The sequence below is a fragment of the Bradyrhizobium diversitatis genome, from assembly GCF_016031635.1.
Taxonomy (GTDB): Bacteria; Pseudomonadota; Alphaproteobacteria; order Rhizobiales; family Xanthobacteraceae; genus Bradyrhizobium; species Bradyrhizobium diversitatis.
On sequence record NZ_JACEGD010000012.1, the window covers coordinates 81,671 to 96,654 of the forward strand.

The 14,984-nt window shown below is 65.1% G+C and carries 12 protein-coding genes; 6 read left to right on the forward strand and 6 right to left on the reverse strand.

Translation table 11 applies throughout. The annotated features are described in order from the left end of the window. The first annotated feature begins 122 nt into the window (after positions 1-122). A complete protein-coding gene (locus tag H1B27_RS14480) occupies positions 123-755 on the forward strand; it encodes a LysR family transcriptional regulator (protein ID WP_246515421.1) in 633 nt (210 codons plus the stop codon). 4 nt (positions 756-759) lie between these two features. Here H1B27_RS14480 and H1B27_RS14485 read toward each other — a convergent pair whose 3' ends face one another. After that, complete coding sequence (locus H1B27_RS14485; RefSeq protein WP_131871880.1) at positions 760-1,623, reverse strand: LysR family transcriptional regulator; 864 nt, start codon at positions 1,621-1,623, stop codon at positions 760-762. A gap of 98 nt (positions 1,624-1,721) precedes the next feature. Here H1B27_RS14485 and H1B27_RS14490 point away from each other — a divergent pair, with 98 nt between their 5' ends. Continuing rightward, positions 1,722-3,032, forward strand: coding sequence for an aspartate aminotransferase family protein (locus H1B27_RS14490; RefSeq protein ID WP_197966509.1), 1,311 nt, complete (start codon positions 1,722-1,724; stop codon positions 3,030-3,032). A gap of 20 nt (positions 3,033-3,052) precedes the next feature. Further along, the gene (locus H1B27_RS14495; RefSeq protein ID WP_197966510.1) at positions 3,053-4,663 is read left to right on the forward strand and encodes a gamma-glutamyltransferase family protein; all 1,611 of its coding nucleotides are present in this window, start codon (positions 3,053-3,055) and stop codon (positions 4,661-4,663) included. Between the two features lie 62 nt (positions 4,664-4,725). On the opposite strand, the gene H1B27_RS14500 is transcribed toward H1B27_RS14495, so the two are convergent. Further along, a complete protein-coding gene (locus H1B27_RS14500; RefSeq protein WP_246515423.1) occupies positions 4,726-5,664 on the reverse strand; it encodes a cobaltochelatase CobT-related protein in 939 nt (312 codons plus the stop codon). Between the two features lie 167 nt (positions 5,665-5,831). Between H1B27_RS14500 and H1B27_RS14505 the strand changes: the two genes are divergently transcribed. From H1B27_RS14505 to H1B27_RS14515, 3 genes are all read left to right on the forward strand, one after another. Beyond that, positions 5,832-7,976, forward strand: a complete 2,145-nt coding sequence (locus H1B27_RS14505) for a GumC family protein (protein WP_197966511.1) — start codon at positions 5,832-5,834, stop codon at positions 7,974-7,976. Between the two features lie 164 nt (positions 7,977-8,140). After that, positions 8,141-9,394: a GGDEF domain-containing protein gene (locus H1B27_RS14510; protein ID WP_061879570.1), complete on the forward strand. Its 1,254-nt coding sequence runs from the start codon at positions 8,141-8,143 to the stop codon at positions 9,392-9,394. Between the two features lie 201 nt (positions 9,395-9,595). Further along, positions 9,596-10,915: an aminotransferase class V-fold PLP-dependent enzyme gene (locus H1B27_RS14515; protein ID WP_197966512.1), complete on the forward strand. Its 1,320-nt coding sequence runs from the start codon at positions 9,596-9,598 to the stop codon at positions 10,913-10,915. Positions 10,916-11,289: 374 nt separating this feature from the next. Here the strand turns inward: H1B27_RS14515 and H1B27_RS14520 are convergent, their stop codons facing one another. From H1B27_RS14520 to H1B27_RS14535, 4 genes are all read right to left on the reverse strand, one after another. Beyond that, the gene (locus H1B27_RS14520) at positions 11,290-12,363 is read right to left on the reverse strand and encodes a M48 family metallopeptidase (RefSeq protein ID WP_197966513.1); all 1,074 of its coding nucleotides are present in this window, start codon (positions 12,361-12,363) and stop codon (positions 11,290-11,292) included. A 28-nt stretch (positions 12,364-12,391) separates the two neighbouring features. Then, positions 12,392-12,853: a DUF2846 domain-containing protein gene (locus H1B27_RS14525; protein ID WP_061879568.1), complete on the reverse strand. Its 462-nt coding sequence runs from the start codon at positions 12,851-12,853 to the stop codon at positions 12,392-12,394. A gap of 99 nt (positions 12,854-12,952) precedes the next feature. Further along, positions 12,953-13,975 (reverse strand): LLM class flavin-dependent oxidoreductase, encoded by a 1,023-nt coding sequence (locus H1B27_RS14530; RefSeq protein WP_061879567.1) that lies wholly within the window; start codon positions 13,973-13,975, stop codon positions 12,953-12,955. A gap of 30 nt (positions 13,976-14,005) precedes the next feature. Then, the gene (locus H1B27_RS14535) at positions 14,006-14,935 is read right to left on the reverse strand and encodes a LysR family transcriptional regulator (protein WP_197966514.1); all 930 of its coding nucleotides are present in this window, start codon (positions 14,933-14,935) and stop codon (positions 14,006-14,008) included. Between the last annotated feature and the right edge of the window lie 49 nt (positions 14,936-14,984).

Sequence of the window (14,984 nt, forward strand, 5' to 3'; positions counted from 1 at the left end):
GCTTGGAGGTTGGCCCCGGGGTATCGCCCGCCGTCAGCGGCGACAAAGCAGGATTTCTCTTTTGTCGAGCGAACGAAACTCATGCATCTTCCCGAACCTTCCTGCATCGTCCGGAGCCGGCCATGACGTATCTGCTGCCGCCACTCAATGCCCTGCGCGCCTTCGAGGCCGCGGCCCGCCATCTCAGCTTCAAGCAGGCCGCTCACGAGCTGCACGTCACGGCGGGCGCCGTCAGCCAGCAAGTCCGCCTGCTGGAGGAGCGGCTGGGCGTGCAGCTGTTCGAGCGACGGACACGGCAGATCATCCTGACGTCCGGCGGCGAAACCTATCTGGCGCAGGTGCGCCAGGCGTTTCGCTGCCTCGCCGAGGCCACTGCCGAGCTCAAGCCTGCGGGCGTCACGAGCCTGCTGCATATCGGGCTCCACGCGAGCTTTGCCGTCGATGGGTTGCGGGCGCGCCTTTCGCGGTTCCGCCGAGCCCAGCCCCAACTCGCCGTTCGCATCAGCCAGCCGGCTGGGCTGCACGAACTGCTCGAAGGCAAGGTCGACGTCGTGATCGCCGACCGGGTGCAGCGCCATCCAGGCTACAGGTGCGAGCCTCTGGACCGCGGCTTCCTGATCGGCCCGCTCGGCACCGCCGATTGTCCGGAGATCGAGACGTTGCGGTCCTGCCTGCTTGGCCATGTCGAGCTCGGGCCTCCGGCCAAAACCAAGGCGCCGTCGCCGCCCAAGGACGCGAACATCGAGGTGCAATAGGTCACTAATCGATCTCCGCCTTGGTCTTCAGTCCGGGCAACACGGTGCGGACGTGCTCGGCCAGCGTCGTCGCCAGCAGCGAGGGCCTCGCCTCCGAGAATTCGAGCGCGATGCCGATGGTCGGAAGCAGGGGCAGTCCGGCCGAGACGACGTGAAGATCGAACGGAACGGCGGTTCGTGTCAGGACGCTGATCGCATGACCGGACCGCGCGATCGCGATCAGGCCGGCGAGGCTGTTGCTCGCGTAGGCGACCCTGTAGCGCCGATTGACCGCCTCCATCGCGGCGCAGGCGGCGCGATAGTCCAGGCTCATCGGCGCCGCCAGCGCCAGCGGCAGCACATCCTGCGTCAGTATTTTCGGTTCGGCCTCGTTCGCGACCCAGACGAAGCGCTCCTCGCGGATCACCTCGCGCGCTCCGGCATCGGACAGCGAGACCAGCGCCATGTCGATCTGGCGCCGTACCAGCATCGGGCGCAGCTCGGAGGTCGGTGCGCAGACCATGCGCAGCTCGACATTGGGATGCAGCGCGCAGAACCCCTTCAGCAGCGCCGGCAGGAAAGCGATCGAATAGTCCTCGGGGCAGCCGAGGCTCAGGGTCCCCTTGAGACTCTCGCCGCTCATGTCGGCGAGAATCTCGTCGTGCTGCGCCAGCAGCGTCTCGGCGTGGGCGAGCAGTTTCTCGCCGGCCGCGGTCAGCCTCATGCCCGATCCGCTGCGGTGAAACAGTGGCTGCGTGATCGTCTGTTCCAGCCGTTGCATCTGCATGCTGAGCGCGGACTGTGTCCGGCCAATCTGCAAGGCCGCCAGGCTGATCGAGCCGGTGCGGGCCACGACGACGAAATTCCTCAGAAGGGTGAGATCCAGCATCGACATCAGGAAGATTGATATCCAGTTTGAATTATATCAATTAGCCTGAAGTCAAATTCTTGACTAGAGGTCGGACGTCCCAAGCGCAGGTGGCTGTCATGACCTTGAATGCCGATCCCGATTTCTGGGCGTCCGCCAACACGCATCTGACCCGCTATGGGCCGAGTTTCGAACCCGTCATCATCGAGCGTGCGGCCGGCAGTTTCGTGTACGACGCCGATGGACGCGCCATCCTCGATTTCACCTCGGGTCAGATGAGTGCCGTGCTGGGGCACACGCATCCCGATATCGTCGCCACCGTCGCGCGGCAAATGGGTGCGGTCGCTCATCTCTTCAGCGGCATGCTCTCGCGTCCGGTGGTGACGCTGGCCGAGCGTCTCGCTGCGCTTGCGCCCGGTCTCGACCGCGTGCAGCTGCTGACGACAGGCGCGGAAGCCAATGAAGCGGCGATCCGGATGGCCAAGCTCGTCACCGGCAGGCACGAAATCGTCGCCTTCGCGCAAAGCTGGCACGGCATGACCGGCGCTGCGGCATCGGCGACCTACAGCGCGGGCCGGCGCGGTTATGGGCCGGCCGCGGTCGGATCGTTCGTCATTCCCGCGCCGAACGCCTATCGGCCGCGCTTCAGGAACGTCGACGGCAGCAACGACTGGCAGACCGAGCTGGACGATGCGTTCGCACTGATCGACAGCCAGTCGACCGGTAATCTGGCGGCCTTCATCGCCGAGCCGATCCTCTCCAGCGGCGGCATTCTGGAACTGCCGCTCGGCTATCTCGCGGCCTTGAAGCAAAAATGCGAGCAGCGCGGCATGCTGCTGATCCTCGACGAAGCTCAGACCGGAATCGGCCGCACCGGGCACATGTTTGCCTTCGAGCGTGACGGCGTGGTGCCTGATATTCTCACGCTGTCGAAGACGCTCGGCGCCGGTCTGCCGCTCGCCGCGGTCATGACGACAAAGGCCATCGAGCAGACCGCGTTCGAGCGCGGCTTCCTGTTCTACACCACGCATGTCTCCGATCCCTTGCCCGCCGCGATCGGCGTCACGGTGCTCGACGTGGTCGCGCGCGACGGGTTGGTGGCGCAGGCAACCGCCAGGGGCAACAGGCTCCGGGATGGATTGCTGTCGCTGCAGCAAAAGTTCGAATGCGTCGGTGACGTCAGGGGCCGCGGGCTTCTGCTCGGTCTCGAAATCGTCGTCGACCGGCAGTCCAAGACGCCGGGGTTTGAACTCGGCGCGCGGATCATGGAAGAGACCATGCGTCGCGGTCTCAGCATGAACATCGTCAAATTGCCCAGCATGGGCGGCGTATTCCGCATCGCGCCGCCGCTCACAGTGTCCGAGGCCGAAATCGATCGCGGTCTCGAGATCATGTCGGAGGCGATCCAGGCTGCTGCGACGACGCACTGACCGGCGGAAGGCCTGACCGGATGCAACTCGCCAGGACATATGGGCGTCCGACGCTGTTCTCGCGGCACGGCATGGTCGCCGCCGCGCATCCGCTCGCGGCACAGGCCGGTGCACGAATCCTGATGCAGGGCGGCAATGCGTTCGATGCGGCCGTCGCCACGGCGGCCGCCCTCAACGTGGTCGAGCCGTTCATGTCGGGGCTCGCCGGGTTTGGACTGGCCACGGTCTGGGTGGCGAGCGAGCAGCGCATTCGCGTGCTCGACTTCGCTCCGCCGATGCCCGCAAGCTTCCCGGTCGGCAGATACACCAGCAGATTCGAGCTCGAGCGCGGCCCGCGGGCGGCCTCGACGCCCGGCAATCTCGCGGGCTGGTGCGAGCTGCTCTCGCGCTATGGAAGCAAATCGCTTCCAGACGTCTTTGCGCCGGCGATCACGCTGGCGCGCGACGGCTTTGCGCTTTCGGACTTCGGTGTTGACGAGATCAACGAGCAGGTGCCGCTGCTCGAACCCTGGCCGGAGCTGCACGCCGCACTGGTCAGGAACTATCTCCCGGATGGAATGCCGGTGAAGCTCGGCAGCATCGTCGCGCAGTCTGATCTCGCGCAGACTCTTGCCGAGATCTCCGAATCGGGACCCGAATATCTGTATGGCGGCAAGCTCGGCCGGCGGATCGTGGACTATCTCGCCACGCTCGGCGGCAGCCTGACGCTGGACGATGTCATCGCCGTCAAGCCGCATTGGTTCGATCCCCTGACCGTGTCCTATCGGGGGCTCGAGCTTCACGTCCCGGCGCAGCAATGCGGCGGCTTCCAGTTCGCCCTGACCCTCAAGATCCTTGAAGCCTTTGACCTCGGGCGTCTGCCGAAGGACGGCGCCGATCATCTCGATACGGTCTATCGCGCGATCCGTCTCGCGGCCGGCGAGCGCATCGCCCGTGGCAATCCGGGACCGGATCAAGCCGCTGGAGGAATGTCCGACGCGACGATCGCGCGGCTTCGCCAGCGTGTGAGCGACGGCCGGCCGATCACGGGCCCGACAGAGCAATGGATGCCGCAGGATCGTGCCGATCCCGGCCACACCACCTCGTTCTCGATCGCCGACGCCGAAGGCAATCTGGTCTGCATGACGCAAAGTCTCGGCAGCCCGTTCGGCAGCGGCGTCGTGGTGCCGGGGACCGGCGTTTGCCTCAACAATCATCTGCATTGGGCCGACGTGCAGCCGGGAAGCCCGAACCTCGCCAAGCCAGGCGACGCATTGCCGGTGACGATGGCACCGTCGATCGCGACGCGCGGCAGCCGTCCGGTGCTCGCGCTGGGGACGCCCGGCAGCTACGGCATCCCGCAAACCCAGGCCCAGGCTTATGTGCAGCACATCGAGTTTGGCCTTCCGCTGCAGCAGGCGATCGAGGCGCCGCGTTCACGGCTGTGGGACGGCCGCTTCATTCAGGCAGAGAACCGCATCGCGCCGCAGACCATCGCCGAACTGAAGCGCCGCGGCCACGAGATCGAGATTTTGGACACCGGATGGACCATGCTCTGCGGAGGCATGCAGGCCGTCGCGCTCGATCCGGTAACCGGCGTGATGACGGGTGGCGCCGATCCGAGGCGGGACGGGTATGTCATCGGCTTGTGAGCGGTCGCACATCGAGGCGAGCGCAGGCAGGCGCCGCTAATGCGCGCCGCGCCTGAATGCAACTAAGCGGACGGGTGCAAGAGCCGGTTGATGAGCTGAACCAGGGTGCTTTCCAGCTCTTCAGGAGAGCTGATCGTGAGGCCATCCTTGTAATACTGCTCGACCGGATGGCCGATACCAATTGCGGCAAGCCTGATATCGCCGGCCTGCTCGATCTCGCCGATGACGCGGCGCAGATGGCGGTCCAGATACCTGTCGCCATTCTCGTGCAACGTGGAATCGTCGACCGGCGCGCCGTCGGACAGCACGATAAGGCATTTCTGTCTTTCGTCGCGCTGGCGCAAGCGCGACGCAGCCCATTCGATCGCCTCGCCATCGATGTTCTCCTTGAGGAGATCCCGCCGCAGCATCTCGGCACAATGTCGCGCGCTCAGCTTCTCTGCGGGGCTGCAATAGACGACATGCAGCAGATCGTTCAAGCGACCGGGATAAGAGGGCTTGCGGTCGTTCAGCCATTTCTCCCGGCTCTGTCCGCCCTTCCAGCGTGCCGTCGTGAAGCCGAGCACTTCGTGGGTGACGCCGAGGCCATCGAGCAAATCCGAGGCGACCAGTGCAGCCCTTGCTGCGAACAGGATCGGCTGTCCGCGCATGGATCCAGAATGGTCGATGAGCAGTGTCACGATCGTATCCGAAGGGGAACTGTCCTGTTGCTGGGTGGCGGCAAGATCCGCGCGCCGTCCCGCAAGCTCCGCTTCGAGGTCGTACAGCGGTCCGGGGTCGATTTGCGGAAATCGCTCCGCCCAGCGACGATCGGGCAACGCGGCCAGGACGGCATCCAGATCGCCGGCCTTGATCTCGAGGTCATAGTCCCTTGTATAGGCCCGATAGGGCCGGGCGGGATCGAATGGGACCGGCGTCTGCCGGAACTTTCGCAGCGATGGCAGAAAGCTCAACGCCATCATTGCAACGAGTGCCGTCAGGAAAGCGTCACGCCAAAGCAAGCCGGCCTCCAGTGATCTCGATGGTCAAATACAGCGCTTGGCTGGCCGCGTCTCGTTAACGAATCGTTCACCGCCCAAGGCCAGCCCAGCCGTAACCGCCGGTTAACCATGGATATTTACGGTGCGGCAAGCCTCCAGGCCTGTCAGTTGATTTCGAGTCCAACCCCATGGCGTTCGGTCGAAGCGCATCTCCGCGAAGCATCGCCCCGACGGAGCAAGCGGCTTCGTGGGAAGCGCCGCGGGCTGCGAAGGCGAAGCCTGACGGCGTCTCGCCTGGCATGACCATGGGATCGCTGACCGTCTTCGGTACACTCTCCTTTCTGCGCGAGAACGGCCGGCGCATTCTGACGCTGGCCGCGGCGCTGTTCGTCCTCGGCATCGTCGTCCTGGTGGTTCTTCCGGTCCGCTACGCCGCGACGGCCCTGGTCGTGCTCGATCCCCGCGAGCTGCGCGTGACCTCGGATCAGGAGGTGCTGCCGGGCATCGGCCAGGATGCCGCGGCGCTTCAGAGCCAGATCGAGATCGCAAAATCCGACGGTTTTCTCCGTCCCCTGATCGAGCAGCTCAAGATCGCGGACGACGAGGATGTCGCCGGCGGTTACACCGACATGACGCGCCTGCTCGAAAGATTCCGCAACCGCCTCGAGATCACCCGGCGCGGGCTCACTTACGTCATTGCGATTTCCTTCACCTCGAACCGCCCCGAGCGGGCCGCTTACTACGCCAATGCGATCGCCGAGGCATTCGTTGCCAGCCAGGGTCGCGTCCGCACCGAGGCAACCGACGAGGCCGCCGACTGGCTCAAGGACCGGTTGAAGACGCTGAACGAGCGCCTGCGCAGCTCGGAAGATGCCGTTGCCGCCTTCCGCCTCGAGCACAACATCGTCAATGCCGGCAAGGAATCCACCACGCAGCAATTGCGGGTGACCGATCTGACCCAGCAGGTCTCCGCCGCCCGCGCGCGCACCGAAGAGGCCAAGGCGCGCTACGAGCAGGTGCAACGCGACCTCAAGGCCAATGTCGAAGGGCCGGTGAAGCAGGATCTGCTGAGCATGCTGCGCGCGCAGCGCTCGACCTTGAATGACCAGATCGCGCAGAAGAAGGCGGTGTATGGCGATCGCCATCCCGACCTCGCGATCTCCTACAGCCAGCTCGCCGACATCAACCGGCAGATCGAGATCGAGCGGAAAAAGAACATCGACACGGCCAAGTCCGAATATGAGGCCCAGCGCGAGCAGCAGAACGCGCTGGAGAAGCAGCTCAAGGCCGTCGAGACGAAGATGCTGGTCGACGGCCAGGCTCTCGTGAAGCTGCAGGAGCTGCAGCGCGACGCCGACGCCAACAGGAACATCTACGAGCAGTTCCTGTCGAGGTTCAAGACGACCAGCGAGCAGCGTCAGCTGCAGGCATCCCAGACCAAGGTCGCCTCGATCGCCATTCCGCCGGTGCGCTCGACGCGTCCGCCGCTCGCCCTGCTGCTCGCGGCGCTGGCGATCGGCTCGCTGTTGACGTCGACCGGCGCCGTTGCGGTGATGACGAGCGTGTCCGCCGACGAGCCCGCGTCCGTTCAGGCGCCAGCATCTGTGGATGCCGAGGAGGCGCCCAATCGGCAAGTCCAGCCACCGCCCGCCGCCGTGCCCCGGGCCGAGCCGATGCCCAGCCTTCCTGTCTGGGTTCGTATCCCCGAGCTGGCGTCCGGAGCCGGGATCAGCACCGTTTGGCAAAAACCGGTTGCCACCTCGGCCGAGCTCGATGTCGGCATCCATCTGCGGCCGCTGCTCGAACGCATCGACCGTGTGCCGGTGCGCGGCTGCAAGGTCGCGCTGGTGTTGTCGGTCGGCAAAAGCGCCGGCGGCAACACGGTTGCGCGCTCCCTCAATCGCGCCGCCGTGAATCGGGGCATGATGAGCGTGCTGATCCGGCTCCAGCCGGAATTCGCAAGTCACCAGCCGCCGGTGACCGAATGGCACGACGGTTCGACCACGGCGGGCCTTCAATCGATCGAGGAACTGCTGAGCGCCGGCCGAAAGCCCGATGCGCGGCCCGAGGACGACATTCGTTCGGAGTTCGACCTGATCATCGTCCACGCCGGCAATCTCGCCTTGCAGCCCGACGCCATCGCCCTGGCTGCGCATGCGGACCTGATCGTCCTGGTGGCGCGCGCCGGCGAGCTCGGTTCAGCCGCGATGCGCAGGGTAACCGCGGCGCTGTCAAAACATGCGGCGGTGCCGACCGGCCTCGTCGTCAATCATGTGCCCGCCGGTTCAGTGGCGCCTCAGCCCGAGGGTGGCGCATTGGGCCTTGCGGTTTGACGACGACGGCGTTTGCGCCGTGGTCTGCTGGTCGCGGCGATGCTGCCGGCTGCCAGACTGTGACGTAGCTCGGCATCACCACGGCCGTTACCACTGCGTTTACCAATCATCGCAAGCAAATCGTAGCGGCGGTTTGGTATAGCGCCGGCGACAGGGTGAGAACCATGCCGCTGCTCTATGTCCCGACGATCTATGTGCTGATGCTGGCCGTCATGGTGCTGCTCGGTGCGCTGACGTTTTTCGCGTGGCTGCAAAATCGCACGGTTCGCGCCCTTGCCTGGTGGGGTGGCGCCGTGCTGGTCATGGCAGCCGCGCTTGGCCTGCTCTGCCTGCGCGGCGTGATCCCGGATGTCTACTCGGTCGATCTCGCCTACGTCGTCCTGTTCACGGCCTGCGCTCTGATGCTGGAGGGGGCGCGTTGCTTCGAAGGCCGGCGGGCGAGCCCGCTTCTCCTGCTCGCCGGCGCTGTGACATGGATCGCAGTCTGCCAGGTCCCGGCGCTGTACGAGTCCGCCACGGCGCGCATGATCGTCGTCTCGGCGGCCATGGGCTTCTATTCGCTCGGCTGCGCCTACGTGCTGTGGACCGGCCGCGCGGAGCCGCTGCTGTCGCGATGGCCGCTGATCGTGCTGACCGCGCTCGGCGGCGGCCTGTTTCTCGTGCGCATTCCGCTCGCCGTTGCGCATCCGCTCGCCGCGGCGCCGGTCACGAGCTTCGAGGCGCTGCAGTCGTTCTGGTTCGCGATCGTAAGCACGTTTACCCTGCTCTTCATCATCGCCATCAGCTATCTGTTTCTTGCGCTCACCAAGGAGCGGAGCGAGCTCGTGCACAAGCGCGCCTCGATGACGGACGCGTTGACCGGTCTCGCCAACCGCCGCGCCTTCCTGGAATTCGGCGAGCGATGCCTGAAAGCGCCCGCAAACGGGACGATCGCGTTCCTGCTGTTCGATCTCGACTTGTTCAAATCGATCAACGACACCCATGGCCATGCGATGGGCGACCGCGTGCTGCGCTTGTTCGCGCAGACACTGTCCGCCAATCTGCCGCGAGGCGGCGTTGCGGGCCGGCTCGGCGGCGAGGAGTTCGCCGCGATCCTCAAGGGGCCGGACCGGCAGGCGGCGATCGCGGCCGCCGAGCGCGTCCGCGAGAGCTTCGCGGCGGCCGCGCGTGTCGTGGACGGTGTTGCGGTCGCAGCCACGGTCAGCGTCGGCCTCGCACACGCGGATAGCGAGCCCGCCGGCATCGAGGCCTTATGCGAGCGCGCCGACAAGGCGCTTTACGCGGCGAAGGCGCTTGGCCGCAATCGGGTCGAGAGCGCGGTGGACGAGCTCGTTCCGCTCGTGCCGGACGCATCTGCAGACCGTCTGATCCCGCCTTCTCAAGACGCGCGAGCCGCAACGAAGCAGGCGGCAGCCTAATTCTGCAATCTGCTTTGCTCGATCATCGCATTGTCATGATCCGGTCATCTCAGCTGCATGGTCCGTTGCTTTTTTCCCGGCGCTCCGGAGCCTCTTCCGTCGCGATGACATCGGAACGGAGCTCCGGATGATTGTTTGACGCGTTTTCCTGACGCGGAGCCGGACGTCACGTCGCTCGAGAATGCTCTGGGGAGAGCCGACATGCAACTGATCAAGACGATTTCGGCCGACCGCCGGCTGGTCCTCAAGGGCCTCGCGGCGGCAGCCGTGGTGCCGCTTGCGGCACCGGCGATGGCGGCTGAAGGCCTTCCGGCGCAGCCGACCGGCTCAATGGCCGCTGTCGCCACCGACAAGGCCTATTGGGCGGCTGTGAAGGGGCTCTATGCCGTCACGCCTGATGTCGTCAATCTCGAGAACGGCTATTGGGGCATCATGGCCGAGCCTGTCAGGCGCGAGTTCATCCGCCAGTCCGACATGGTCAACTATCAGAACACCTACTACGCGCGGCTGCGTGCGGGTACCGATTTCGAGGCCGTGCGCACCAAGGTGGCGGAGGCGGTCGGCGCGGCACCCGAGGAAATCGCGCTCACCCGCGGCGCCACCGAAGCGCTTCAGCTCCTCATCGGCGGCTACAACCGGCTGAAGCCGGGCGACGGCGTGCTCCATGCCGATCTCGACTATGATTCGATGCAGTATGCGATGAACGCGCTGAAGGCGCGCCGCGGCGTCGACGTGGTCAAGTTCGAAGTGCCGGAGCCCGCCACCCGCCAGGCGGTGCTCGACGCCTATGCCCGTGCGATCGAGGCGAACCCGAAGACGAGGCTTCTGCTCCTGACCCATGTCGGCCACCGCACCGGCTTCGTCATGCCGGTGGCCGAGATCGCCCGCATGGCGAAGGCCAAGGGCATCGACGTCATCGTCGACGCCGCCCATTCCTGGGGACAGATCGACTTCCGGGTGGGCGAGCTCGAGGCCGATTTCGTCGGTTTCAATCTGCACAAATGGATCGGCGCGCCGCTCGGCGTCGGCTTCCTCTACATCAGGAAGGACCGCCTTGCGGCCATCGATCGCGACATGGGCGACGAGGATTTTCCGGAGAGCGACATCCGCTCGCGGGTGCATACCGGCACGGTCAATTTCGCCACGGTGCTGACGGTGCCCACGGCCGTGGCGCTGCATCAAGAGATCGGCGCGGCGGCCAAGCAAGCCCGCCTGCGTTATTTGCGCGACTACTGGGTGAGCCGCGTCCGCGGATTCAAGGGCATCGAGATTCTGACGCCGGATGAAGCCGGCTCATATGGCGCGATCACGTCCTTCCGCCTCGCCGGCAAGACCAGCAAGGTCGACAACGAGGGCATCGTGGTGAAGCTCCGCGACAGCTACAGGATCATGACGGTGCGCCGCGCCGGCGTCGCCAAAGGCCAGTGCATCCGTGTGACGCCCGCCCTCTACACTGACGAGGCCGACCTCGACCGCCTCGTCGAGGCGCTGGCCGTCATCACGGGGACGAAGACGGGGTGAGGGTGGGGGAGGGGCAGGGCTATCGCATGTGAGGTAGCTTGCGGCACGATAGTCCCCACATCGTCATGGCCGGGCTTGTCCCAGCCATCCACGCCTCGCCACGCCGCACCGGGAACGTGGATGCCCGGGACAAGCCCGGGCGTGACGATCTTTTGTGTGAGAGGCCAAATGTGATTCCTCTGGGGCATATCGCCTCGCCAATCACCGCCACCAGCGGCGCCCGCGGGGTCTTCTGCGTCTTCTTCACGAACGCACGCACGACGCCAGGCTGATACAGCTCGCAGACATGAAATGTCGAACGATCGGCATCAGGCGCCATCGGGCAATGAAGCAACTGGACATGCATGACGGCCGCTCATCCACAGCCCGCACATTCATCTGCCGACGCTGACCCACTCCTGGACCTTCTTCGGCCATTCCTCATCGAATCGGCAAGTGAGTTCGTTGGCAGCGTCCGGTGAGAGAAGCTGGTCAACTGCGGAGGCTTGTACCTCGCCGATGTCAGGTATGTCGGTGTACCCGAGGTTCGCCAGCCGCTGGCCAAAAGGCGGATGTGTCGAATCGGGATCGTGCTCGCGGCTCAGACTGGCGACGGCGGCGGTCATGGGTCCGGGCGCTCTTATCGCTGCGATCTGATCTAAGATTCGCGCGAACGGTGGTAATGGCGCCTTGATCGCGCCGAGCACTTCCTTCTGCAGCGGGGCGAATACGAGATCGGTCAGACGTGCTCCACAAACCTCCATCATCACCAGCGCGCGTGCCATCTCCTCGCGTCCAACTTGCTCGGCCGCTTCGACATCGGCGGCAAGCTCGTTCTCCCGTGACAACGCGCGGTATTCCTTCTCGAGCCTTTCGAGCAGGGAATGGAGGAGGATGCGGACAGTATATCCGGTAACGGTGTGCTCCGGATCGGCATACAAGAAAACGTTCTCCGCGGCTGCCATGAAATCCGCGAGGTTGGTGCCTCCCGAGGTGTGCCGAAGCCGGGCGTGCGCGACTTCATGAGCGATAACGGCACGAACCGCCCGCTGATCCAGGATCATCAACAATGGCAGACCAACGGTCATCGTGACATGCTGCCCGAACAATCCGGCATACCGGCTTTCTTCCGAGATCGAAGCGTTGAAATCGGTGTCGACCCGCAGAGTGCGGTTCGATCCGACAAAGCTGCGATCGAGCTCGTTCCATACCGCCCAGAGCCCCGGGGCAGTCTCCTCGTCGGCTTCGAAGCTGCGATGCTTGCGCGAAGGCAGGAACAGCAGCCCAATTGCGAGCGCCATCGCGGCCATGAAGATCGTGAACACAATCGGTGCGGTGGCCAGCGCCGCAATCGTGTACCGGTCCATGATCATCAGCCAGATGGCGAGAATCGTGCAAGCCAGCGCGACGACGGGGAGGATCGCATAGCGGCCAAGGCGCAAGATGATTTGCAGGATAAGGCGTTTCATCCGCGTTTCGGCAGCGGAGCGCCTCAGATCATGCCTTGCCACATGAGCTGTTGCTCTGATGCAAGCTGGCGACGTCGGCACGGCCCTGGCTCTCCGTGACCTGGATCAACGTAATTGCACCGGGAGTGACGATTCCCATCTGCGGTTGGGCAGAGAGGTAGGTGGTGCTGCCGGCACGCAGATCGAGGCTCACCTTCTCGCTTCCTTGCCCGAACAGGTTGCTGCTCAGCGGAAGATTGTTGACTGCAACCTCGTGGCGGCCCGGAGGCAGCTCGCAGGCGACGAACCCCGCAGCCTGGCTGCCGCCAATGACGCGTCCATCGACCGCATAGCTTGGCTGGACTGCGAAACCCATGGCGGACGAGCGATAGACCACCAGCCGTGCGGTTTTTGCATTGACGTTATCTGTCAGAGCCGCGCTGCCCATCGGCCCTGACGCACACCCCGCAAGCAAGAAAGCCGCAACGAAGATCCCCGGACGCAAGCCCATCCCCAACCCCTGATTCAGTCCAACAGTCCCCAAGGGATCATTGGCGGGGGTGGTGCACGAAGTCAATCGCGACGTCTGGTCGTGCCGCGCCGGTCCATGTCACCGCCACCCCAACGCCGGCGCCACGTGCGTCAGGATCGCCTCGATCGCATGCGCGCAGTAATCGACACCGAGCTGGTTCGGGATCGTCAGCAGCAAGGTATCCGCCTCCGCGATCGCCTCGTCCTGGCGGAGTTGCTCGATCAGCACATCCGGCTCGGCGGCATAGGAGCGGCCGAAGATGGCCCGGGTCTGCGGGTCGATGAAGCCGATCTGGTCTTCGCCGCCGCGCTCGCCGCCGAAATAGGCGCGGTCGCGGTCGTCCATCAATGCGAAGATGCTGCGGCTGACGGACACGCGCGGCTCTCGGGTGTGGCCGGCCTCTTTCCATGCCGCGCGAAAGCTTCGGATCTGAGCAGCCTGCTGCACATGGAAAGCTTCGCCGGTCTCGTCGTTCTTCAGCGTCGAGCTCTGCAGGTTCATGCCGAGCTTCGCCGCCCACACCGCGGTCGCGTTCGAGCCGGCGCCCCACCAGATGCGTTCGCGCAGGCCTTGCGCATGCGGCTCCAGGCGCAACAGCCCCGGCGGGTTCGGAAACATCGGCTGCGGATTGGGCTGGGCAAAACCTTCGCCGCGGAGCAGGTCGAGAAAGACCTCGGCATGGCGCCGGCCCATGTCGGCATCGCTCTGGCCCTCGGCCGGCTGATAGCCGAAATAGCGCCAGCCGTCGATCACCTGCTCCGGCGAGCCGCGGCTGATGCCGAGCTGCAGCCGGCCGCCGGCGATGAGGTCGGCGCTGCCAGCGTCCTCCACCATGTAGAGCGGGTTCTCATAGCGCATGTCGATCACGGCCGTGCCGATCTCGATCCTGCTGGTCCTGGCGCCGACGGCCGCGAGCAGCGGGAAGGGCGAGGCCAGCTGCCGCGCGAAGTGATGCACGCGGAAATAGGCGCCGTCTGCCCCTAACTGTTCGGCCGCAACGGCAAGCTCGATCGATTGCAGCAGCGTGTCGCCGGCGGAGCGGGTCTGCGATTGCGGCGAGGGCGTCCAGTGCCCGAAGGAGAGGAATCCGATCTTTTTCATGGGCGTCATTTAATGACGCACGGGACGGCGTCAACCATCTGCACGGATGCCGGTGCTCTGCGGCCAGGACATTGCGAAATGTCCGGCGCGCTCCACGAGGAGATCCAGGAAGGTTCGCGCGCGTGGCGACATCCACTGCGTCTCCGGATAGACCGCATGCAGCGGCAGCGCCGCGATCGTGTAGTCCGGCAGCAGATGCTCGAGCTCGCCGCTGCGAAGGCCGTCCGCAGCATTCCAATCGGGCAGGACCGCGATGCCGAGATGATGCATCGTCGCCTCCTGCATCGCGTCGGCATCGTCGACATGAATGGGTCCGTTGATGGACGCGACGTGACGGCCATGCTCGGATTCGAAGGCCCATTGATGCGCCGGCGACATCCTGGAATAGACGATGCACTGGTGCGCGCCGAGATCGTCGGGCGTCCGCGGCATCGGGCGGCCGTGCAGATAGGTCGGTGTCGCGACCAGGTAGCGCTGCACGGTGCCGAGCCGGCGGGCGACCAGCGTGCTCGCCTCCAGGTTTCCGATCCTAAGGGCAATTTCGATGCCTTCCTCCACCAGATTGACGAACCGCTCGCTAAAGCGGATGTCGACCCGAACCTCAGGATAGTGACGCACATATTCGGCGATGACGGGCATCATATAGCGCCGCCCGAACGACGACGGCACGCCGATCCGCAGCGTGCCTGTCGGGCGGGGCGCGGCGTGCTCGACGCTCGACCGCGCCATCTCGAAATTGTCGAGGATCTGGCGCGCGAGATCGTAGATCCGGTGCGCCTCGGCCGTCGGCTTGAGCGTGCGCGTCGTGCGCGAGAACAGCTGCGTGCCGAACTCGCTCTCCAGCATCGCGATGCGCTTGCTGATCGCGGGCTGGCCAATGCCGAGCTCCTTGGCCGCCGCCGAGAAGCTGCCGCCCTCGAGGGTGCGAACGAAAGCGCGGAGGCAATCGATCCGGTCCATAATTCATTCCGATCCGGAATAAATGATATCCCATATATTCCGTAGTGCG

What these genes read in the sequence shown, in the direction of transcription:
- H1B27_RS14485 (WP_131871880.1), bottom strand. Translation starts at nt 1,623, where the DNA reads ATGCTGGATCTCACCCTTCTGAGGAATTTCGTCGTCGTGGCCCGCACC.
- H1B27_RS14520 (WP_197966513.1), bottom strand. Translation starts at nt 12,363, where the DNA reads ATGAAACGCCTTATCCTGCAAATCATCTTGCGCCTTGGCCGCTATGCG.
- H1B27_RS14495 (WP_197966510.1), top strand. Translation starts at nt 3,053, where the DNA reads ATGCAACTCGCCAGGACATATGGGCGTCCGACGCTGTTCTCGCGGCAC.
- H1B27_RS14490 (WP_197966509.1), top strand. Translation starts at nt 1,722, where the DNA reads ATGACCTTGAATGCCGATCCCGATTTCTGGGCGTCCGCCAACACGCAT.
- H1B27_RS14505 (WP_197966511.1), top strand. Translation starts at nt 5,832, where the DNA reads ATGGCGTTCGGTCGAAGCGCATCTCCGCGAAGCATCGCCCCGACGGAG.
- H1B27_RS14525 (WP_061879568.1), bottom strand. Translation starts at nt 12,853, where the DNA reads ATGGGCTTGCGTCCGGGGATCTTCGTTGCGGCTTTCTTGCTTGCGGGG.
- H1B27_RS14535 (WP_197966514.1), bottom strand. Translation starts at nt 14,935, where the DNA reads ATGGACCGGATCGATTGCCTCCGCGCTTTCGTTCGCACCCTCGAGGGC.
- H1B27_RS14515 (WP_197966512.1), top strand. Translation starts at nt 9,596, where the DNA reads ATGCAACTGATCAAGACGATTTCGGCCGACCGCCGGCTGGTCCTCAAG.
- H1B27_RS14480 (WP_246515421.1), top strand. Translation starts at nt 123, where the DNA reads ATGACGTATCTGCTGCCGCCACTCAATGCCCTGCGCGCCTTCGAGGCC.
- H1B27_RS14510 (WP_061879570.1), top strand. Translation starts at nt 8,141, where the DNA reads ATGCCGCTGCTCTATGTCCCGACGATCTATGTGCTGATGCTGGCCGTC.
- H1B27_RS14530 (WP_061879567.1), bottom strand. Translation starts at nt 13,975, where the DNA reads ATGAAAAAGATCGGATTCCTCTCCTTCGGGCACTGGACGCCCTCGCCG.